Origin of the sequence: Marinobacter nauticus, assembly GCF_003634635.1 — a bacterium.
In the GTDB taxonomy this organism is placed as follows: Bacteria; Pseudomonadota; Gammaproteobacteria; order Pseudomonadales; family Oleiphilaceae; genus Marinobacter; species Marinobacter nauticus.
The window spans coordinates 596,041-616,810 of the sequence record NZ_RBJB01000003.1 but is presented as its reverse complement, the minus strand read 5'-3'; the positions used below and the strand labels follow the sequence as shown (position 1 = coordinate 616,810).

General features: G+C 58.4%; 22 protein-coding genes. 5 read left to right on the top strand and 17 right to left on the bottom strand.

Annotated elements, in window-relative coordinates; genetic code table 11:
• Positions 1-31: 31 nt before the first annotated feature.
• From trmL to traF, 5 genes are all read right to left on the bottom strand, one after another.
• Positions 32-496: a tRNA (uridine(34)/cytosine(34)/5-carboxymethylaminomethyluridine(34)-2'-O)-methyltransferase TrmL gene (gene trmL, locus C7436_RS08825; RefSeq protein WP_022990802.1), complete on the bottom strand. Its 465-nt coding sequence runs from the start codon at positions 494-496 to the stop codon at positions 32-34.
• Complete coding sequence (locus C7436_RS08820; protein ID WP_014422522.1) at positions 496-1,674, bottom strand: acetyl-CoA C-acetyltransferase; 1,179 nt, start codon at positions 1,672-1,674, stop codon at positions 496-498. Before C7436_RS08820 ends, trmL begins: the two co-directional genes overlap by 1 nt.
• A 125-nt stretch (positions 1,675-1,799) precedes the next feature.
• Positions 1,800-2,540 carry a pteridine reductase gene (locus tag C7436_RS08815; protein ID WP_121207534.1) on the bottom strand — a complete coding sequence of 247 codons (741 nt, stop codon included), beginning with the start codon at positions 2,538-2,540 and terminating at the stop codon, positions 1,800-1,802.
• Positions 2,541-2,553: 13 nt separating this feature from the next.
• A complete protein-coding gene (locus tag C7436_RS08810) occupies positions 2,554-3,675 on the bottom strand; it encodes a multifunctional CCA tRNA nucleotidyl transferase/2'3'-cyclic phosphodiesterase/2'nucleotidase/phosphatase (RefSeq protein ID WP_121207532.1) in 1,122 nt (373 codons plus the stop codon).
• A gap of 141 nt (positions 3,676-3,816) precedes the next feature.
• The gene (gene traF, locus C7436_RS08805; RefSeq protein ID WP_228198084.1) at positions 3,817-5,070 is read right to left on the bottom strand and encodes a conjugal transfer protein TraF; all 1,254 of its coding nucleotides are present in this window, start codon (positions 5,068-5,070) and stop codon (positions 3,817-3,819) included.
• Between the two features lie 251 nt (positions 5,071-5,321).
• Between traF and C7436_RS08800 the strand changes: the two genes are divergently transcribed.
• On the top strand, positions 5,322-5,858 hold the full coding sequence (locus C7436_RS08800; protein WP_031210035.1) for an LPP20 family lipoprotein: 537 nt from the start codon (positions 5,322-5,324) through the stop codon (positions 5,856-5,858).
• Positions 5,859-5,913: 55 nt separating this feature from the next.
• A complete protein-coding gene (locus C7436_RS08795) occupies positions 5,914-7,125 on the top strand; it encodes a flagellar assembly protein T N-terminal domain-containing protein (protein ID WP_121207529.1) in 1,212 nt (403 codons plus the stop codon).
• 3 nt (positions 7,126-7,128) lie between these two features.
• Here the strand turns inward: C7436_RS08795 and C7436_RS08790 are convergent, their stop codons facing one another.
• From C7436_RS08790 to trhP, 8 genes are all read right to left on the bottom strand, one after another.
• The gene (locus tag C7436_RS08790; protein WP_121207527.1) at positions 7,129-7,587 is read right to left on the bottom strand and encodes a SufE family protein; all 459 of its coding nucleotides are present in this window, start codon (positions 7,585-7,587) and stop codon (positions 7,129-7,131) included.
• Complete coding sequence (gene sufT / locus C7436_RS08785) at positions 7,584-8,126, bottom strand: putative Fe-S cluster assembly protein SufT (RefSeq protein ID WP_022990808.1); 543 nt, start codon at positions 8,124-8,126, stop codon at positions 7,584-7,586. The genes C7436_RS08790 and sufT overlap by 4 nt, the downstream gene beginning before the upstream one ends.
• A 25-nt stretch (positions 8,127-8,151) precedes the next feature.
• Positions 8,152-8,508 (bottom strand): HesB/IscA family protein, encoded by a 357-nt coding sequence (locus tag C7436_RS08780; protein ID WP_011786597.1) that lies wholly within the window; start codon positions 8,506-8,508, stop codon positions 8,152-8,154.
• 12 nt (positions 8,509-8,520) lie between these two features.
• Complete coding sequence (locus C7436_RS08775) at positions 8,521-9,774, bottom strand: aminotransferase class V-fold PLP-dependent enzyme (RefSeq protein ID WP_121207525.1); 1,254 nt, start codon at positions 9,772-9,774, stop codon at positions 8,521-8,523.
• A 5-nt stretch (positions 9,775-9,779) separates the two neighbouring features.
• Positions 9,780-11,066 (bottom strand): Fe-S cluster assembly protein SufD, encoded by a 1,287-nt coding sequence (sufD, locus tag C7436_RS08770; RefSeq protein WP_121207523.1) that lies wholly within the window; start codon positions 11,064-11,066, stop codon positions 9,780-9,782.
• 15 nt (positions 11,067-11,081) lie between these two features.
• Entirely contained in the window at positions 11,082-11,843 is a 762-nt protein-coding gene (gene sufC, locus C7436_RS08765; RefSeq protein WP_011786594.1) for a Fe-S cluster assembly ATPase SufC, read from the bottom strand.
• 214 nt (positions 11,844-12,057) lie between these two features.
• Positions 12,058-13,506: a Fe-S cluster assembly protein SufB gene (sufB, locus tag C7436_RS08760; RefSeq protein WP_014422511.1), complete on the bottom strand. Its 1,449-nt coding sequence runs from the start codon at positions 13,504-13,506 to the stop codon at positions 12,058-12,060.
• Positions 13,507-13,806: 300 nt separating this feature from the next.
• Entirely contained in the window at positions 13,807-15,129 is a 1,323-nt protein-coding gene (trhP, locus tag C7436_RS08755) for a prephenate-dependent tRNA uridine(34) hydroxylase TrhP (RefSeq protein WP_121207522.1), read from the bottom strand.
• Between the two features lie 188 nt (positions 15,130-15,317).
• Here trhP and C7436_RS08750 point away from each other — a divergent pair, with 188 nt between their 5' ends.
• Complete coding sequence (locus tag C7436_RS08750; protein ID WP_121207520.1) at positions 15,318-15,674, top strand: helix-turn-helix transcriptional regulator; 357 nt, start codon at positions 15,318-15,320, stop codon at positions 15,672-15,674.
• On the opposite strand, the gene fabB is transcribed toward C7436_RS08750, so the two are convergent.
• Positions 15,675-16,886 (bottom strand): beta-ketoacyl-ACP synthase I, encoded by a 1,212-nt coding sequence (gene fabB, locus C7436_RS08745; protein WP_014422508.1) that lies wholly within the window; start codon positions 16,884-16,886, stop codon positions 15,675-15,677.
• A gap of 11 nt (positions 16,887-16,897) precedes the next feature.
• Entirely contained in the window at positions 16,898-17,407 is a 510-nt protein-coding gene (fabA, locus tag C7436_RS08740) for a bifunctional 3-hydroxydecanoyl-ACP dehydratase/trans-2-decenoyl-ACP isomerase (RefSeq protein ID WP_011786589.1), read from the bottom strand.
• 201 nt (positions 17,408-17,608) lie between these two features.
• Here fabA and C7436_RS08735 point away from each other — a divergent pair, with 201 nt between their 5' ends.
• The gene (locus tag C7436_RS08735; RefSeq protein WP_121207518.1) at positions 17,609-18,124 is read left to right on the top strand and encodes an SRPBCC family protein; all 516 of its coding nucleotides are present in this window, start codon (positions 17,609-17,611) and stop codon (positions 18,122-18,124) included.
• A 71-nt stretch (positions 18,125-18,195) separates the two neighbouring features.
• Here the strand turns inward: C7436_RS08735 and C7436_RS08730 are convergent, their stop codons facing one another.
• A complete protein-coding gene (locus tag C7436_RS08730) occupies positions 18,196-19,380 on the bottom strand; it encodes an NnrS family protein (RefSeq protein WP_014422506.1) in 1,185 nt (394 codons plus the stop codon).
• A gap of 123 nt (positions 19,381-19,503) precedes the next feature.
• Here C7436_RS08730 and C7436_RS08725 point away from each other — a divergent pair, with 123 nt between their 5' ends.
• A complete protein-coding gene (locus C7436_RS08725) occupies positions 19,504-19,875 on the top strand; it encodes a SirB2 family protein (protein ID WP_014422505.1) in 372 nt (123 codons plus the stop codon).
• Between the two features lies 1 nt (position 19,876).
• Here C7436_RS08725 and C7436_RS08720 read toward each other — a convergent pair whose 3' ends face one another.
• Complete coding sequence (locus C7436_RS08720) at positions 19,877-20,698, bottom strand: ion transporter (protein WP_121207517.1); 822 nt, start codon at positions 20,696-20,698, stop codon at positions 19,877-19,879.
• Positions 20,699-20,770 lie beyond the last annotated feature (72 nt).

Here is a 20,770-nt window from a genome sequence, read left to right as displayed (position 1 = left end):
GGTTTTTTTGTGGGTGATTACCCGGGATAGGTCAGATCGAGCCCTCAAACCCAAGTTGCCGCCAGGCCTCGTAAACTACCAGAGCTGCGGTATTGGAGAGGTTGAGGCTGCGGCTTTCCGGACGCATGGGTACCCGAAGACGGTGTTCGGCGGGTAGCCCGTTGCGCACGTCTTCCGGCAGGCCCCGGGTTTCCGGCCCAAACATCAGGTAGTCACCGTCCCGGAACACTACCTCGTGGTAATGGCGACTTCCCTTGGTGGTGAGACCGAACAGCCGCGAAGGCTGCTCGGTGGCCAGAAAGCTGTCGTAATCCGGATGGATCTTTACCGTAGCGTATTCGCTGTAATCCAGCCCGGCACGCCGCATCTGCTTGTCCTCAAGGGAGAATCCCAGGGGTTCAATCAGGTGCAGCTGGCAGCCGGTGTTGGCGCAGAGCCGGATGATATTGCCGGTGTTCGGCGGTATCTCCGGCTCGTACAGGACCACGTGCAGCATCAGCGCTCAACGGCCAGGGCCACACCCATACCACCGCCAATACACAGCGTGGCCAGACCTTTCTTGGCATCGCGGCGGGTCATTTCGTGCAGCAGGCTGACCAGAATACGGCAACCGGAAGCGCCAATCGGGTGCCCCAGGGCAATGGCACCGCCGTTCACGTTTACCTTGGCGGTGTCCCAGCCCAGGTCCCGATTAACGGAAATTGCCTGGGCGGCGAAGGCCTCGTTGGCTTCGATCAGGTCCAGGTCATCAACAGTCCAGCCCGCCCGCTCCAGGCAGCGCTGGCTGGCCGGAATCGGGCCGGTGCCCATGATGGTAGGGTCCACGCCGGCATTGGCGTGGGCTTTGATGGTTGCCAGCGGGGTCAGGCCCAGCTCTTTCGCCTTGTCTGCGCTGCACACCATCACCACGGCAGCGCCGTCGTTCAGGGAGGAAGCGTTGCCGGCAGTTACCGAGCCGTCTTTCTTGAAGGCCGGGCGCAGTTTGCCCAGGCTGTCGCCGGTGACGCCGTCGCGGGGGCACTCATCCTTGTCCACCACCAGTGGGTCGCCTTTGCGCTGGGGAATGGTGACAGGAACAATCTGGCCGTCAAAGTAGCCGGCCTTTTGCGCAGCGACGGCTTTCTGCTGGGATGCGGCGGCAAAGGCATCCTGCTCGTCCCGGGTGATGCCGTATTTCTCGACGATGTTCTCAGCGGTGATACCCATGTGATAATCGTTGAAGGCATCCCACAGGCCGTCGGTGATCATGGTGTCGATCATGCTCCAGTTGCCCATGCGTTGACCGTTGCGGCTGTTGGGCAGTACGTGGGGAGCCTGGCTCATGCTTTCCTGACCGCCGGCCAGGATCATCTCTGCATCGCCGCACTGGATGGCCTGAACCGCCATGTGCACGGCTTTCAGGCCGGAGCCACAGACCTTGTTGATGGTGATGGCTGGCACGGAAGCTGGCAGGCCAGCATTGATGGCAGACTGTCGGGCCGGGTTCTGGCCGCAGCCGGCGGTGAGTACCTGGCCGAGGATAACCTCATTGATCTGGTCGCCGGCGACACCGGTTTCTTCCATCACGGCCTTGATCACGGCCGTACCCAGCTGGTCTGCACGCAGGCTGGACAGACCACCACCGAAGCTGCCGATGGCGGTGCGTTTGGCGGCAACAATAACAACATCACGCATGAGAACTCTCCGTTAATCTGGGCACCTGGTTGGGTGGCGCCCGTTTATAAGAATGGCAGGCATTGTAGCGGTAAAGCGCTTGCCGGCCAAAACAACGAAGGTCGGGGTTGTTCTGGTGCGGGTGATCACATATTCAGGCTGCGGCCGCCATCCACCGACAGTATCTGGCCGGTGATAAACGGCGCGTCGCATACCAGGTAGGCAATGGCACCGGCAATGTCGGCGGGGTTGCCTGTGCGGGTCAGGGGCGTTTTATCGAGAATGGCCTGCTGGTGGGCTGCGTCCACGGCTGATTCGCCTTCCGGCCAGAGGATGGCGCCTGGCGACACGCCATTTACCCGAACATCCGGTGCCAGATCTTTGGCCCAGGAGCGGGTTAGTGCTGCCAGCCCCGCCTTACTGGCGCAGTAAAGGGGGTGGTCCTTCAGTGGTTTCTCACTGTAGATGTCGATCATGTTGACCACACTGCCGGAGGCCGCTTTTAGCGCAGGCAAACACTGCTGAAGCAGGAAGAAGGGGGCTTTCAGGTTGGCGCCCAGTATCGTGTCCCAGTCCTGTTCGGAGGCATCTTCGGTGGGGTTGGGGTAAAACACGGAAGCGTTATTGACCAGCGCATTCAACTGCCCCCACTGCGCGCAGGCCTGTTCCGCCAGTTGCCGGAGCTGGTTCATGTCGGTGAGATCGGCGTGGTAACACACGGCGGATTCCGGGCGCTGCTGGTTCAGCTTGTCGGCCAGTGCGCGGGCCTGTTGTTGACGGCCACGGTAATGAATCACAACATTCCAGCCGCGAGCATGCAGGGTTTCTGCTGTGTGGGCGCCCAGGCGATGGGCTGCACCGGTGATCAGGGCGACGGGGTGGGGCATGGGATATTTTTCCTTATTCCGGTAAGTGCAGTGCCTCAGTAATACGGGCTACGCGCTCTTTCCGGATTGCTTCGCCCAGAGCTTTACCCTGAATGCCTTTTTGCAGGAACGGGTGAGGGGTTACGCTCTGGGCCCGATGTGCGGCCAGTTCCAGTTGCTGAACTAAATGGGCGGGTTCGCTCTGAAGGGTGCAGGCGAGGGTGCCCAGCAAAACGCCGAAACGATCGGGCCGGCGCCAGAAATCCGCTGTGTCCAGAAGCTCCATTGCGAGTTCCGGTGTCAGCCCGGTTTCAGGCGATGCGCCGTTCAACTGAGCCATGAACAGGCAGGCCAGGTGGGTCAGTTCCCGGCAGTCGTTGGGGCTTTTCATGGCTTTAGCCCTGGCAACGGCGTCTGGCTCGGGCACGCCACTGAGCAGGGCCGCGTAATGCTGGGCGGTAGACCCCTGTTTGCGGTGGATGCACTGCAGGGCGCTGAGACCCTGGCGGAAAGGCTGTTCATCGGTCAATTCAGGGATCAGCACCTGCAGGGCGCCGAGCTCCCGGAGCACATCGAAGAACACGCTTGGAGCCTGTTCATGCAATGCCCTCTGAACTTCCTGCCACACCCGCTCCGGTACCAGGTCTCCGAGTTCGCCACTGGTGACCATCTGCCGCATCAGCGCCATGGTCTCCCGGCAGATGCTGAACCCGAGTGGCTGCAGGCGGGCGGCGAAGCGGGCGGTGCGAAGGATGCGCAGGGGATCTTCGGCGAAGGCTTCAGACACATGGCGAAGCTTTTTCTGTTCCAGGTCCGCATGGCCGTTGAACGGGTCCACCAAGTCGCCGTTCTCGGTTTCTGCCATGGCGTTGATGGTCAGGTCACGGCGGCGAAGATCGTCTTCCAGGGAGACATCCGGTGCACTGTAAACGCTGAAACCGTGGTACCCGCGCCCCTGCTTGCGTTCGGTCCGGGCCAGGGCGTATTCCTCGCCGGTGTCCGGATGCAGGAAAACCGGAAAATCCGCCCCTACCTGTTTGAAGCCTCGCTGGATCATGTCTTCCGGGGTGGCACCAACCACTACCCAATCCCGGTCTTTAACGCCCAGGCCGAGCAGCTTGTCGCGGACAGCGCCGCCCACCAGATAGGTTTGCATAATGCAGTTTGTTCCTGATTGCCAATTCATCGGTAACCGCGATTATCCGGCCACGACCGTCCAGAGGCAAACAGGCAGCGTGAAATAAGAAAGCCCGGGCTGCGCAGGGCAGACCGGGCTTTTGCGGCCGGGGGCGTCGGCTTAGAAGGAGGTGCCGAGTTCCAGGGCTGCGCCGACATCGGCGCTGCTGTACAGGGCGCCGATATCCACGCGAACACCAATGATGTTCAGGCCGAGACCTGCGGTGAACTGAGTGTCTTCCTCGATGCCGTCGTTGTCGTCGTTACTGGCCAGGTTGTGGCGAACACCTGCGCGCAGCTGGGCGTAACGCCAGGCGTCGAATTCCGCGCCCAGGGCCAGCCACTGGGTATCGTCTTCATACCCGAAGGCTTCTTTCTTGGTCACGTCCACTTCTGCCGTGATTACGTGGTAGTCGCTCTTGTGGGCGATACCTGCGGTGACCATCGGGTTGAGTTCGAGGGTGTATTTTTCTTCGCTCGGATGATTCTGGGCCGAATCCAGTTCCATCGGGATCAGGTTTTTGACGACGACGCCGGCGTTCCACTGGTTTTCAGCACCGAAGGCATAAGCAGCACCGATGTCCAGGTTGAAGCCGCTTTTGTCAGTTTCGTATTCGTCACTGTCGAAATCATCATCCTCGAAGTCTGAGATTTCTTCGGTGTACTGGAAGGTTTGTAGTTGCACGTATTTGGGGGAGACACCAAGCTGCAATGCGTTGCCATTAGAAAGCATAAACGAGTGAGCGATGCTGATGCCGGCTTCTGCTACTGCAGAGGCCAGGATTCTGCCGCGTGAGTTCAGCTCTGTATCAAGATCTGTAGTGGCGGGCGGGCGAACGCCATTAGCGATGTCATTTAGAAGGTCAAGGTCGTTTTCGTCCAGTTCACCGCGCACAGTCGCTGTCAGATTGGCGTTGGCGAAGAAGCCAAAGGACAAGGAGTTTGAGGGGATAGCAAGGCCAAGTCCCAAGCCTGCATTGGCACGCATGGTGTCGCGGTCAAAGGCTTCCAGGTTGTCTACGAGTTGCCGTGCTTTGGCCTGGGCATCGGCTTGATTGGAAAACTTCAGGTCCTCAAACTGCTCGATCTGGTCCTGGATATCATCAACCTGATCAATCACCTCTTCCTCATCGGCCGCACGCGCATTCACAGACGGCAGCATCAGACCGAAATCGTCTGCCCAGTCGTGCTGTTCAGCAGCCATCATGGCCGGGTTGGCACTCGGTGCAGCAGAGGGGTGGGCAACGGCGACGCCGGTTCCGCCCATGGCGAAGGAGCGGGCAGACAAAAAGGCTTGCGGGCTTGCCAGTGCAGACGTGGTGGCAACAGACAGGCCGATGGCCAGGGACAGTTTGCTGAGGCGGTTTGCTTTCATGGGCGGTCCTGAATTGGTTTTATTGCATGAACAAATCATTAAGTGTCTGAAAGGTTAGACCAGTTTATTTCGTGACACAGCGCACAACCGGTAACGGTTTGTTCTGTATGTGTAAACAAAGGCAGCTTTTTGCCGCCTGCATGGGCAAAGAGTTGCGCTGAATAATCGAAACCGTCCAAAGATCATTGGCTTGTCGAATGTGGCGTGATTCTTTCATGGTTCTGGTGAAAGTGTTTTCCGGAGACAAGATAATGACGTTGCGCTGGATCCTTGTTCCTGTTCTGGCATTTGCCGTGGCCGCCTGTGCGCCGGTAGGCAGCTACCGGAACGATCAGGCCAGGACCGAAACCTTTGAGCCCATTACGGTTCGGGTCAGTGGTTTTGGTACTTATGAGAATGTTCAGGCCGACCGGGTCAATACCCGCAAGCGGTTACTTGCTCGAAGGGCTTCACAGCTGGATGCCTACCGGAATCTGGCAGAGCGGGTCTACGGTACCGTGATCTACGGCAGTTCCACTGTGAATGACTTCGTTCTGCAGAACGACAGTTTCCGCACCTATGTGGACAGCTACATTCGCGGCGCCCGGATGGTGGCGGTGAATGAGCATAGCGATGGCGTGGTGGAAACGGTGATGGAGCTGCGCCTGGAGCCAAGATTTCGGGAATGTGTGGCGAAGGTGGCGGACGATCAGGTGCAGGATGTCTGTGCCATTCCCATGCCCAGACGGAATGATCGTGTAGGGGATGTTGAGGCCCGACGTACAGATTCCCTGTACTACCTGGATTAGGTCTGTTGATGAACGCCGTGATTGAACCGGTATCGTTCCGGTGGGTTGAATTGCCATGATGAGAACAATGCTTCTGTTCTGGGTGCTGAGCTTGTGTACCGGCCTTGCCCAAGGCGTGGTCCTTGAAGGCGTGGGGCATGCCAATATCCGGGAGAATAATCTGGATCAGGCCCGCACTGAGGCGCGTCAGGCGGCGATGCGCGACCTGGCGCTGCAATATCAGGCCAGGGTCAGCACCCGGGATACCATGGAGAACGGACAGCTTGTGGGCTCTCGTACCGAGCTGTCGGCCATGGCCCAGGTTCGTAATGCCACGATTGTGGATGAGTACCGAAGTGGCAATCTGCTGCGGGTGATTGTCCGGGCAGAGATGTCGGATGCCAAAGGCAAGGCTGGCAGCTGCAAGGCCGGGCAGGCATCCGGTTTGCGTAAACGGGTGGCGGTAACCGCGTTCCCGATCACCCGTCCGGAGCAGGGTGGCGGTGCGGCCCTGGATGACGCCGGCGAACAGTTGCCGCGGGAACTGGTGGCTCGCTTGCAACAACAGGGGCAATTGCAGGTGCTGGGGGCGACATCGTTACAGCTGTTCAGCAACCTGCCGGATGCGCCCACGTCTCAGAAAAACCCGGCCAGCAATCAGCTGACGAATGTGGTTCAGCTGGCCCGGGAACTGGGGGCTCAGTTTGTGGTGGCGGGTGTGATTCGGGATATTGGCCTGGCCGACCCCGGCGCCTGGGGCAGCTCAATTCTGGATCGCATGCAGCGAGGTATCGGAATGGCCGACACCTCGCGCCGGTTTGAGGCCGAAGTGATGGTGTTTGATGGCTTCAGCGGTTCCCCGGTCTTCCGGCAGCGGTTTGAAACCTCGGCACGGTGGCAGCCGGATGGCAGTGGTACCGGAGGTTTTGCCTCGGCGGGCTTTGAAGGTTCCGAGTGGGGGCAGGCGGTTGAAGGTGTGATTGCCGAGATGACCGCCGCCGTTAACAATGCTCTGGCCTGTCAGCCGTTCATGGCCCGGATAACCCGTGTGGATGGCAACCGGGTAACCCTTGCCTCCGGTGCAACGGCGGGGCTGCGACCGGGGGATGAACTCGATCTGTACCGCAGCCAGCGGTACTTTGATTCATTGGACGGTACGCCCGAACTGTCAGATACCGGGGTGACGCTGACACTGGACAACGTGCATCCGGATTTCAGTAACGGGCGAATCCCCACGGAAGGTGGCCTGATCAACGTTCAGCGCGATGACCTGGCCATTATCTGGTAAGTCTCAGGCGGCCTCGGCCGCCGCAATATCCCGGATCTTGCCGACCATGGCCCGCAGGCCGTTGCCCCGGGTCGGGGAAATATGGCGGAACAGATCCAGCTGCTCGAACAGCTCATCGATATCGGTGGCCAGCAGCTCTCGAGGCGTCTTGGCGTTCAGGGCCACCAGAATGATGGCGGCCAGGCCGCGCACAATCATGGCATCGGAATCGATCAGCAGGAACAGTTTACCGCTGTCCTCATCGTAACGATGAATCAGCCATACCTGGCTCTGACAGCCGTGTACGTAGTTTTCTTCAACCCGCTCATCATCCGGAAAACCGGGCAGCTGTTTGCCCAGATCGATAATGTAGGCGTAGCGTTCTTCCCAGTCGTCCAGAAACTCAAATGCATCCAGAACGTCTTCAAGGGTGGTGTCTTTGCCCAGGGGGTTGTTCAGAAATTGTTCCTTGCTGGCGGTCATAGCATTCCCAGTTCGAGTTTGGCTTCGTCGGTGAGCATATCGTTGTTCCAGGGCGGATCAAAGGTCAGCTCAACGGTAACCTTGTCCACATTGGGGACATGCTCCACCTTGCGCTTCACATCGTCGGTGATTACCGGCCCCATGCCGCAGCCAGCCGCGGTCAGGGTCATTTTGATGTAAACGTGATTGCCGTCTTCGGTGCCGTTCTCAATCCGGCATTCGTAAATCAGGCCCAGGTTGACCACGTCCACCGGGATTTCCGGGTCATAGCAGTTACGCAGCGCTTCCCATACCTGGTTTTCGTTGATGGTGCCGTCTTCCGGGGTCTCGAAGCTGCTTTCCAGCGGCTGCTTGCCCAGGGCATCGGCGTCGTGGCCTTCAATGCGGGCAAGATTGCCGTTGACCGCCACGGTGAAGCTGCCGCCGAGGGACTGGGTAATGGTCACAAAGGTGTCTGACGGAATCATGATTTCCGTGCCGGCAGGTACCAGGCGGGCTTCCACTTCGCGTTTGGTCAGGACGACTTCGCGTTCTTGCATGTTTGATCAGTCCTATCTCTGTGCTTTACGCCACCGTGAAGCTTTCACCACAGCCGCATTCAGCGGTGGCGTTGGGATTGCGGAAGCGGAACAGGGAGTTCACACCCTCGGTGACAAAGTCGATTTCGATGCCGTTCACCAGTGGCAGGTGTTCCTGTTTTACGAACACATCCACGCCGTCGATGGTAAAAATACGATCATCGGATTCCGGTGTTTCTACCCACTGGGTTTCATACTTGAAGCCGGAACAGCCACTCTTTTTGATGGCCAGGCGAATGCCTTTGGCTTCCGGTTTCTTGTCCAGTTGTTTGCGAACGTGTTTGACCGCCGTTGGGGTCATAGTCACGTTCACATCGCTTGGGGTGAAGACTTCGGCTGTCATGTTTCCACCTCCTCAGGCAAACAGGCGCTGGATCTTTTGCAGGCCGGTAAACAGTTTCTCGACCTCTTCCAGCGTATTGTAGAACGCAAACGAAGCCCGGGCTGTACCGGGTACTCCGTAGAAATCCATCAATGGCATGGCGCAATGGTGGCCGGTGCGGATGGCGATGCCTTGCTGATCCAGCAGAGTGCCGATGTCGCTTGGGTGCAGGCCGGCAATCTTGAACGACATCACCGGTACTTTCTGCTTCGCGGTGCCGATAATCTCCATGCCTGGTACGGTTTCGACCAGTTCATTGGCCTGGCGCAGCAAGGCATTCTCTGCCGCTTCCATGGCCTTTCTGTCCAGAGAGTTCAGATAGTCGATAGCGGCACCCAGGCCCACTGCTTCGGCAATAGCCGGGGTGCCAGCCTCGAATTTGTAGGGCAGCACATTCCAGGTGGTTCGTTCGAACGATACCCGCTCAATCATTTCGCCACCGCCCTGGTAAGGTGGCATTTCTTCCAGCAGTTCGGCGCGGCCATAAAGCACGCCAATGCCCGTGGGCCCGAACAGTTTGTGGGAAGAGAATACATAGAAATCACAGCCCAGAGCCTGAACGTCCGGCTGGAAGTGGGGCACCGCCTGGGCGCCGTCAACCAGGGTCAGTACACCCTGTTTTTTCGCCTGTTCGATCAGGGGCGCAATCGGGTTGACGGTGCCCAGCACGTTGGACACGTGGGTGATCGCCAGCACCCGGGTGCGCTCATTCAGCAGGCTGTTGAACGAATCCAGGTCCAGCTCGCCTTGCGGTGTCACCTGAATGGGCACAACCCTGGCACCGGTGCGCTCGGCCACCATCTGCCAGGGCACAATGTTGGCGTGGTGTTCCATGTGGCTGACCAGAATCTCATCGCCGGCTTTCAGGCGTGGGGCCAGGCCGTTGGCCACCAGGTTGATGGCTTCCGTGGTGCCGCGGGTCCAGATGATTTCGCGGGTGCTGGGCGCATTAAGGAATTCGCGCACGGTTTCCCGGGAGCCTTCAAACGCAGCCGTCGCACGATCACCCAGGGTATGGGCGCCACGGTGTACGTTGGAGTGCATCTCGCGGTAATAGCGGTCCATGGCATCCAGCACGGCCTGTGGCTTCTGCGCCGATGCGCCATTGTCCAGATACACCAGCGGCTTCCCGTTGATCTCTTGATGGAGAATCGGGAAGTCGCGGCGAATGGCTTGTACATCAAACGCCATCGACTGGGTGTTGTTTGCCACGGACAGATCAGTCATGCCCCTCAGGCCTCCTGAAAGGTTTGCTCAAAGAAATCACTCAACCGCGCTTGGGCGGTTTCACGCACGGCTTCGACCGGAATCTGTTGCACCAGCTCGTTAATAAACGCCATGGTGAGCAGAACATTGGCCTGCCGGCGGCCGATCCCGCGCGATACCAGGTAGAACACGGAAGTCTCGTCCAACTGACCGATGGTGGCGCCGTGCGCACACTTCACATCGTCGGCGTAGATTTCCAGTTCCGGTTTGGTGTCAATCTCTGCCCCGTTGGACAGCAGCAGGTTCTTGTTGTTCATATCCGCATTGGACTTCTGGGCGTCCTGGTGGATATGAATCCGGCCGTTGAACACGGCATGGGACTGGTCGGCTGCAATATTGCGATAGGTCTCTTCGCTGTTGCAGTGGGCCGCGACATGGTCGATAGACGTGTGGTTGTCGTAGTGCTGTTTGCCCTGGGTAACCACCACGCCATTGAGCTTGGTTTCCGCACCTTCGCCTTCAAGCCGCACCTGCAGATCGTGCCGGCGCAGTGGGCCGCCAAAGCCAACGCAATGGCTCTCGAAGCGCGAGCTGCGTTGTTGCAGTACACCGGTAGCACCAATGTGCTGAACATTCTCGCCTTCCATGTTCAGGCGGATGCTGGTGACGTTGGCGCCATCGGCCAGATTGAATTCGGTTACTGTGCTGACCAAGGCGGATGCTTCACCACTGGAGGTGTATTCCTCTACCAGAGTCAGCTGGCTGTTGGCGCCGGCTTCCACGTAGATACGTGGATAGGCGGAGCCGCTGGCGTCAGCGCTGGTTTCATGGATGATGAACAGCGGCTGATCCAGCACCGCGTCGGGTTTCAGGCGAATGAGCAGGCCATCCTCGAAGCGCGCCCCGTTCAGGCGGGCGAATTGGACCTGATCGTGATTCAGGGTGCTGCCCAGCTTTGCAGGCAGGGCTTCAGCTTCGTCGTTAGCCAGATCGTTGAAGCTCAGGATCTCGATACCATCGAGATCCGGATACTCACTGGCTTCCGGAATCATCACGCCGTTGATGAAAACCACTTTATAACCGGGCACAGCGAGACTGTTGCCGGTCTTGCCTTCGGCCGGCAGGGAAATGGCCATATCGTCGGCCAGTTTCAGGTACTTGCTGGAGTACTTCCAGTTCTCGGTCTTGCGAGTAGGCAGCGGCATATCCACCAGCGCGCTGGCCCGCTCCTTGCGCAGCGCCAGCAACGGCTCCGGCAGGGATTCCCCGGCCGGGTGCAGGAAGGCACTGGAAAGCATGGGTACAGATTTCATTCCACGGCCTCCTGATCAGTTGCTGGTGTCGTCGTCTTTAATGCCCAGCCAGCCGTAACCTTTTTCTTCCAGTTCCAGGGCCAGTTCACGACCGCCCGACTTGATGATCTTGCCACCAGCCAGTACGTGCACATAATCCGGAACAATGTGGTTCAGCAGGCGCTGGTAGTGAGTGACCATCAGAATGGCGCGGTCTTCCGAGCGCAGAGCATTCACGCCATCGGAAACCACCTTCAGGGCGTCGATGTCCAGGCCGGAATCGGTTTCATCCAGAATGGCCAGTTTCGGCTGCAGCAGCAGGGCCTGCATGATCTCGTTACGTTTCTTCTCGCCACCGGAGAAGCCTTCGTTCACGCCGCGTTTCAGGAAGGCCGGGTCCAGGTCTACCTGTTTGGAGACTTCCTTGGCCAGCTTCATGAACTCAGCAGCGTTCATCTCATCCTGGCCCTTGTGCTTGCGCATGGCGTTGACGGCGGTGCGCAGGAACTGCAGGTTGCTCACGCCCGGGATTTCCACCGGGTACTGGAAGGCCAGGAAGATGCCTTCGCGGGCGCGTTCTTCGGTTTCCAGATCCAGGAGGTTGTCTCCGTTCAGGGTGACTTCGCCCTCGGTGACTTCAAATGCGTCGTTGCCTGCCAGAACCTGTGACAGGGTACTCTTACCGGAACCGTTCGGGCCCATGATGGCGTGAACTTCCCCGGCCTTGATCTCCAGGTTAATGCCCTTGAGGATTTCTTTGCCCTCAACGGAGGCGTGCAGGTTTTTGATACTCAGCATTTGTAGATGTCTCTCTATATCCTGAATTTCGATCTATAAATTCGTACCCTTTGATGCCCCTGAAAACGTTCGGGACAGTGAGCGGTGGAGCTTTCCGGGATCGTCAAAATCAGGGATGATTTTGTCGAGCGTACAGGGATGTATTCACAGCGTATCCCGGAAAGCTCCACCGCTCGCTGGCCTCCTCCGAAGCGAAGCCAGCGGGGCATAGCGTTTAACCAACGGACCCTTCAAGGCTCACTTCCAGAAGCTTGCCAGCCTCAACCGCAAACTCCATCGGCAGCTCCTTGAACACCTCTTTACAGAAGCCGTTGACAATCATGGACACCGCCTGCTCAGGGTCGATGCCGCGTTGACGGCACAGGAACATCTGCTCGTCGCTGACCTTGGAAGTGGTCGCCTCGTGTTCCACGATGGCCGACTTGTTCTTGCTCTCGATGTACGGGAAAGTGTGCGCGCCGCAGCGGTCGCCGATCAGCAGCGAATCACACTGGGTAAAGTTACGCGCGCCCTCTGCGCCCGGGCCGAATTTCACCAGGCCGCGGTAGGCGTTGGAACTCTTGCCGGCGGAAATACCCTTGGAGATGATGGTGCTGCGGGTATTCTTGCCCAGGTGGATCATCTTGGTGCCGGTATCGGCCTGCTGGTAATTATGCGTCAGCGCGACAGAGTAGAACTCGCCAACGCTGTTCTCACCGCGCAGTACACAACTCGGGTACTTCCAGGTGACGGCGGAGCCGGTTTCCACCTGGGTCCAGGAAATCTTGGAGTTCTTGCCGATGCAGGCGCCGCGCTTGGTCACGAAGTTATAGATACCACCCTTGCCGTTTTCATCACCCGGGTACCAGTTCTGTACGGTGGAGTATTTGATCTGGGCGTCGTCCAGAGCCACCAGTTCAACCACGGCCGCGTGCAGCTGGTTCTCGTCGCGCATGGGTGCGGTACAGCCTTCCAGGTAGCTTACGTAACTGCCTTCGTCGGCGATAATCAGGGTGCGTTCGAACTGGCCGGTGTTGGCGGCGTTGATGCGGAAGTAGGTGGACAGCTCCATAGGGCAGCGCACACCCTTGGGTACGTACACAAAGGTGCCGTCAGAAAACACCGCCGAATTCAGGCCCGCAAAGAAGTTGTCGCCGTGGGGAACCACGGTGCCCAGGTATTTCTGGACCAGTTCGGGGTAATCACGAACGGCTTCGGAAATCGAACAGAAGATCACGCCGGCTTTGGCCAGAGGCTCTTTGAAGGTGGTCGCCACGGAGACGGAATCAAAGACTGCATCCACGGCAACGCCGGCCAGTTTTTCGCGCTCGTGCAGGGGGATGCCCAGTTTTTCGTAGGTTTTCAGCAGCTCCGGATCCACTTCATCCAGGCTTTGTGGCATATCCTCTTTGCGCTTGGGCGCGGAATAGTAGGAAATCGAGTTGTAGTCGACTTTCGGGTAGCCGACATGAGCCCAGTCTGGCTCTTCCATTTCCAGCCAGCGACGATAGGCTTTGAGGCGCCACTCCAGCATCCATTCCGGCTCCTTCTTGATCGCGGAAAGGCGGGCAATGACGTCTTCGTTCAGGCCGGGTTCGAACGTGTCGGCTTCGATTTCTGTCACAAAACCGTGTTCGTATTCCCGTTTGATCAGCTCTTTCACCTCGTTGTCGGTGGTCGCCATGATCGTCGCTCCGTAATTCTCTCATCCAGGGCTTGCGCCCTTTGTGTCATCGGCAGCCCTTGGGCTGGCGGATGGGTGTATTCGGTTTGCTGGTGTCGCAGTGGTCGCTCTCTCCGTGAGTACGCCCTGCAATCGGTTTTTGGATGACGGGAAGGGCTCCTGGCCGGTTTCCCGTTGCTTCTGGCGAGCGATTATACAATACCAGAGTAAAATAGTCAGGTATTAAATCGGTTGTGTAGGGATTATACCTTAATCGGCCTTTGGGGCACTAAGGGGGGCGTACAGATCGCCCCCTCGAGTTTAACGGCCGGCGTTTTCGGGAAAAATCTTGGTCAGATAGGTGAAGTCCAGTTTTTCCGGCACGTTCGCGGGTTTAGGGATTTTGACGATGTGGCCGCTGCCTGGTGCGCACTCCATGGCCTCGCCGTGGCGGTTTTCCATGGTGTTGGCAGAGAATCGCAGGTTGCCGGCCGGGGTGATGAGCTCCAGCTGGTCACCGGGGGCGAATTTATTTTTTACGTCGATGGTGAGCCACCGCTCATCCGCGTCGGCAATGGTGCCTACCACCTGCTGGGTGCCGAGATACGAGGAGCCCTGTTCGTAGGTCTGGTATTCCTGGGGCACGTGCCGGCGCAGGAAGCCTTCGGTGTAGCCGCGGTTCGATAGGGCTTCGAGTTCGTCCATCATGTGCATGTCGAAGGGTTTGCCGGCGAGAGCGTCGTCGATGGCTTTCCGGTATACCTGGGTGGTGCGGGCTACATAGTAGGTGCTTTTGGTGCGACCTTCGATTTTCAGGGAGTGAACGCCCATCTTGACCAGTTCCGCCACGTGCTGGACGGCGCGCAGGTCTTTGGAGTTCATGATGTAGGTGCCGTGTTCGTCTTCGTAGGCCGGGATGAAGCCGCCGGGGCGATTGGGCTCTTCCAGCAGGATTTCTTTGGGCTCGCAGGTTTCCACCGCATCTGTAGAGGTGGCGATCAGATCGCCAGTCTGGTCGTGGCTGTGCTGGACTTCTTTGTAGTTCCAGCGGCAGGCGTTGGTGCAGGCGCCCTGGTTGGCGTCGCGATGATTCATGTAGCCAGACAGCAGGCAGCGGCCGGAGTAGGCCATGCACAGGGCGCCGTGTACAAACACTTCCAGTTCCATCGCGGGGACTTTTTCGCGGATTTCGCGGATTTCTTCCAAGCCCAGTTCCCGGGACAGGATCACGCGGCTGATGCCCTGGCGGCGCCAGAATTCCACGGTGGCCCAGTTAACGGCGTTGGCCTGCACCGACAGGTGGATCGGCTGATCCGGCCATTTCTCCCGTACCAGCATGATGAGGCCGGGGTCAGACATGATCAGGGCGTCGGGTTTCTGTTCAATGACCGGCTCCAGGTCTCTCAGGTAGCTGCGCACCTTGTTGTTATGGGGTGCAATGTTGGAGACCAGGTAGAACTGTTTGCCCAGTTCGTGCGCTCGTTCAATGCCTGCGCCCAGGGCTGCAACGTCTTTGAAACTGTTGTTCCTTACTCTCAGCGAGTATCTCGGCTGGCCGGCATAGACGGCATCTGCGCCATAGGCGAAGGCGGTTTCTAGATGTTCGGGGGTGCCGGCGGGAGCAAGCAGTTCCGGGGTGGTCATGGTATCTCCGGGTATTAACTGAAAAGCGGATGGATGCAGGTAGGGCATTCTAAAAGCGGGCATTGTGCCGCAAATAATCCACTGCGCCATTGATCTTGCTCAAAGGTCGTATTGATTGATTTCGGCTAACATGTGTACGCTGATGGAGTTGGCAGTTTGGGCCAGGACGATAGGCAGGAGGAACCAGCATGGCATTAGAGCCATTAAGGCCTGAAAATTCAAAGCGTTCGCTGAGTATGAGGGTCAGCAAGCTGATCCGGATTCAGTTGGAGCGAGGGAAAGTAGGTGTTGAGACGGTGGCCGGGCAGTTGAATATGAGCCGGTATACGTTGCACAAGAAATTGCGCCAGGAGGGGCTGACGTTTGCGGCTCTGCTGGAGCAGGTTCGCCGGGAGCAGGCGATCACCTATATGAAAGATAAATCCAAGCCGCTGGTGGAAATTGCCGAGCAGCTCGGATTTTCGGAATTGAGCGCCTTCAGCCGGGCGTTCAAGCGCTGGATGGGAACGCCGCCGGCTGAATACCGCTCGCTTCGCTTGTCCTGATCAGACTTTCTTGAAGATCAGGGTGGCGTTGGTGCCGCCAAAGCCGAAGCTGTTGCTCATTACCAGGTTCAGATTCTGGTTGTCCATGCGTTCACGCACGATCGGGTAGCCTTCGGCGCCTTCGTCCAGGGTCTGGATGTTGGCGGACGGGGCAATAAAGCTCTCCCGCTGCATGATCAGGCTGTAAATGGCCTCATGTACGCCTGCGGCACCCAGTGCGTGGCCACACAGAGGTTTGGTGGAGCTCAGTGGCGGGATCTTGTCGCCAAAGGTTTCCTTGAGCGCTTTCAGTTCGGTTACATCACCTGCCGGCGTGCTGGTGCCGTGGGTGTTGATGTAGTTGATCTCGCCGTCGATGTTGGCCATAGCCTGCTTCATGCATCGAATGGCGCCTTCACCGCTGGGTGCAACCATGTCAGCGCCGTCGGAGGTAGCGCCAAATCCGACCAGTTCCGCGAGGATGGTGGCACCGCGGGCTTCCGCGTGTTCCAGGGATTCCAGTATCAGCGTACCGCCGCCACCGGAAATCACGAAACCGTCACGGTCGGCGTCATAGGTGCGCGAGGCCTGTTCCGGCGTGTCGTTGTACTTGGTGGACAATGCGCCCATAGCGTCGAACATCAGGCTCAGGGTCCAGTGGATGTCTTCCCCGCCGCCGGCCAGCATGACGTCCTGGCGGCCGAGGGCGATCTGATCGGCAGCGTGGCCGATGCAGTGGGCGCTGGTGGCGCAGGCAGAAGTGATGCCGTAGTTGATGCCGGTAATGCCAAAGGCGGTGGTGATGGATGCGTTGATGGCGCTACCCATGGTGCGGGGTACCCGGTACGGGCCCACCCGGCGAAGGCCTTTGTCGCGGTGAGTGTCGATGGCATCCAGCAGTTCGACGGTGGAAGCGCCACCAGTACCAAATACGGCGCCGGTGGTGTTTGCACGCAGCTGTTCGTCGGTCAGGCCAGCCTGCTCAATGGCCTCTTTGGCGGCCAGGTAGCAGTAGCCGGCGGCCGGGCTCATAAAGCGCCAGATCTTGCGGTCGATCAGTTCTGACAAATTCAGGTCGATCTTGCCGGCGACGTGGCTGCGCAGGCCGTTGTCCCGGGCTTCTTCGCTGAAGGCAATGCCAGAGCGGGATTCGCGAAGTGACTGGGCCACTTCTTTCTGGTTGGTTCCAAGGCTGGAGACGATCCCCATGCCGGTAACTACAACGCGACGCATTGTGCTAACTCCTAAAAGTCATCAGTCGATGTGAACAGGCCGACCCGAAGGTCTTTGGCGGTGTAGATTTCCCGCCCGTCCACTTCCATACGGGCATCTGCGATGGCCATGGTCAGTTTGCGGCGAATCAACCGCTTGATATCCAGATAGTAGGTGACCTTTTTGTTTTCCGGCAAAACCTGTCCGAAAAACTTCACCTCTCCGGCCCCCAGGGCACGCCCCTTGCCTTCACCGCCACTCCAGGCCAGGAAGAAGCCAACCAGCTGCCACATGGCATCCAGGCCGAGGCAGCCGGGCATTACCGGGTCGCCCTCAAAATGCACTTTGAAAAACCAGAGATCCGGGTTGATATCCAGTTCGGCCACCAGGCTGCCTTTGCCATATTCGCCGTCATCGGCTCCGATGTGGGTAATACGGTCGACCATCAGCATTTCGTCGATGGGCAGGCGCATGGCGCCCGGGAACAGCTGGCCGTGGCCGCAGCGGATCAGGTCTTCTTTGTCAAAGTGATCAGGATACATGTTGCCTGTGTCTCTGTTGCAAAATGATTTCTTCTACTTTAGCGCCTGTTCTGGGAACGGCTATTGACCTTTAGTGGATGATTGCCGCCCAGAAGTTCCCCGGACCCGCAGCCAGAGCCGGTTGATGGTCATCAAGGCTAATTTTTGTCCGGTTTGATACTTTCGTCGAATCTGTGAAGTTCGCCATATTTGGGAGGGCCTATGTCTGCAGATGAGGAATTCATCGATGGACAAATCCGGTTCGAGACGGGCCGGGTATTGGTACACCTGGAACGGTTGCTGGATCATCCTCCAGAGGCTGTCTGGAATATGCTGACCGATTCGGTGCATTTGGCCAACTGGTTGGCTGCCGGGTCTCTGGAGGCTCGTGAAGGTGGCCGGGTTCAGCTGGATTTTGGCAACAGTGGCATGCCCATCGACTGTACCATTACCGCCTGCCGGCCTCACCGGCTGTTGTCCTACTCCTGGAGTTCCGGCGATGCCCCTGAGCGGCCGCTGACCTGGGAATTACTGCGGGAAGGAGTCTGTACCCGGCTTTGCCTGACGCTGTCGTTGCCGGACGATGAGGTGGTGCCTATTGCCTGCGCCGGTTGGGATGCCCATCTGGAAATGCTGATGGCGGCACTGGAGGGCATCAGCATTCACTTTCCGGCAGCCCGGTTCCGTGCGGCCCGATCCCATTTTGAAAAGCTGCTGAAAGAGAAAATGGCGGCCTGAAGTCCTGCCGCCGAAAACAGAAAGGCCGGCTCGGTTACGCCCCGAGCCGGCCTTTTGTATCTGGAACCGGATCAGCCTTCGCGCCCGTCGGGCCGCGGGCTGGCCAGAATGCCAGTGTAACGTACGAGAAACAGGCCATAGGCCAGTATCCACAGCAGCGTGCTGGTGCCAATACCGGGGTGCCAGGGAATCAGGTTCAAGGCAGTCAACACTCGAACAACCGCAGCCAGTTGTATGGCTACAAACGCGAGAACCATGCCCTTTGGCAGCACCAGAGGGCGGCCGGTGTGGCCCAGTGACACGCGAGCAATCACGCCCAGAATCAGGCAGCCGATGGCGCCGGTACCGGCGGCATGGCTCCAGGCATTGGTTGGCCATCCGGCCACCAAAGAGCCTGCCAGCAGGATCAGTGCAACCGGCACCCAGAGAATGGACAGGTGCAGAATCCAGAGCAAGGGATCTTTGCGCACCAGCCAGCCTTTCCAGTTATACAGGCGCACCAGCATCAACGATGCAGCAACCACAGCAATGACGGCGGTGACGGTTTGCCAGCCCGTCACCAGGGATGCCATCAGCAGGATCATGGAGAACAGTGCCGCCATATCCAGTGCCGGAATCATCTTGACTGCCTCGGCATTGCCGCCTCGTTGGCGAAGCCATCCGGCTGAGAACGCAGGGGTAATCCGGCCTCCGATGATGCTGATCAGCGCCATGGCCATGATCAGTGCTCCGTAGCTGAACGCCATATCCAGGCGGGTAACAAAGCCAATCTGCATCAGCCAGAGCAGTCCGAGGACCAGCAGAATCATCAGCTGCCGCTTCTGGCGGGCCTTCCACACTCGCCAGCCGGCATCGATCATCACCAGGGGCAGGAACGCCAGATTTACGCCCTGTACCAGCCAGTCCGGCAGGTTGCCGCCAAAGGCCAGCAACAGGCGACCGGCCAGCCAGACGCTCCAGAGACCTGCAAGCAGTGCACCGTGGGTTCGGTTGGTCTGGGTCCAGACGCACACGGCGGTGAGCAGAAAGCCTGCGATGGCGGCCGACAAAAATCCGAACAGCATTTCATGCTGGTGCCAGAACAGGGCGGGCAGGGCCAGTGGCAGTTGAACCACGCCGGTGACTTCCAGGACCCATACCGGGATGGCAACAATGGCCAGTACCGTCATGGACAGGAAAAAAATCCGGAAAGGATAGGAAAAGAGTTGGCTGAGGCTGGCAGACGCCCGTTCAGGGGAAGTCGGTATGGCCTGCATAGATGTCTCCCATATACATGTATTCTGAGTATATGTTAAACCTTCGCGCCTGTATTAACCATACCTGCTTGGGGGTAGTTTGCGTACAATGGCCGCAACCCGTTTGTTAACAAAGGAACTTCCATGACGTCGTACATGATCCTGAAGCACCTGCACATGACCACCGCCTACCTGACCATCACGCTGTTTGCCCTGCGGCTACTGCTTGATGCGGTCGGGCGACCAGGCTGGCGCCAGACGCCACTACGGTTCATTCCCCACATCAATGACACCATCCTTCTGGTCGCGGCCATTGCGCTGGTGTTTGTGGCCGGTTATGCCTCTGCCATGCCCGGTTGGCTGATCACCAAGATCGTGTTGTTGTTCGGTTACATCATTGCCGGGGTGTTTGCGCTGAAAACCACTGTGGGCAAGCCCGCACGCATTGTGGCGGCGGTACTTGCCCTGGTGCAGGTGACGGCTATTTTCCATCTGGCCATGGCCAAGCCATTCTGAATCAGCGTTTCTCGCTGACCTGCTTCGTCAGTTCCTGCAGCTGTTCCTGTACAGCCCGGAGCTGACGGGCAATCTCATCCCGCTCGTCGTGGGCCTTCTGGGCCTGTTTGGCGTTCTGCTCCTCGCTCATTACCTCCAATATCGCCCCGATCATCATGTTCAGGAACACAAAGGCCGTCAGGAAGATAAAGGTCAGGTAGTACAACCAGCTCATGGGATAGTCTTCCATGGTGGCGTACATCACGTCGGTCCAGTCCTCGAAGGTGGCAACCCGAAACAGGGTGAGCATGGCGATGGCGACATCGCCCCAGAGCACTTCATCCACACTGGCGAAGAACATGGAGCCCATGGCAGCGTAGATGTAGAAGATAATAAACATCAGCAGGGCAATGTAGCCCATGCGCGGAATGGCTTTGAGTAACGAGTTGATCAGAAAGCGCAGCTCGGGCACCACTGATACCAGTCGAAGCACCCGGAATACCCGCAGTAACCGGCCCAGAAGCACCGCCTCGGAATTGTCCAGAGGGATCAGGCTGCCGATAACCACGATGGTGTCGAACAGGTTCCAGCCATCCATGAGAAAGCGGCGTTTGAGTGGGCAGGCGGCGAACCGGAACAGGATCTCCACCAGAAAGAACAGGGTAATGGCGTTGTCCATCACCGACAGGCTCTGTTCCACCAGAGGTGGCAGATCATAGGTTTTGGCGCCGATGGTCAGGGCAGACAGAATGATGATGGCGATAACAACAGTCTGAAACACCTTGCTCGATTCAATGCGCTTGAGCTGGGCAAAACTGCTGGCGGGATTCATGTCCATGGACATCTCGTCGGCTCCGGGAGAATTGAAACGCGGCAATTCTAAAGCTCCGGAGCCGGCGGTGGTAGGCCTGTGATC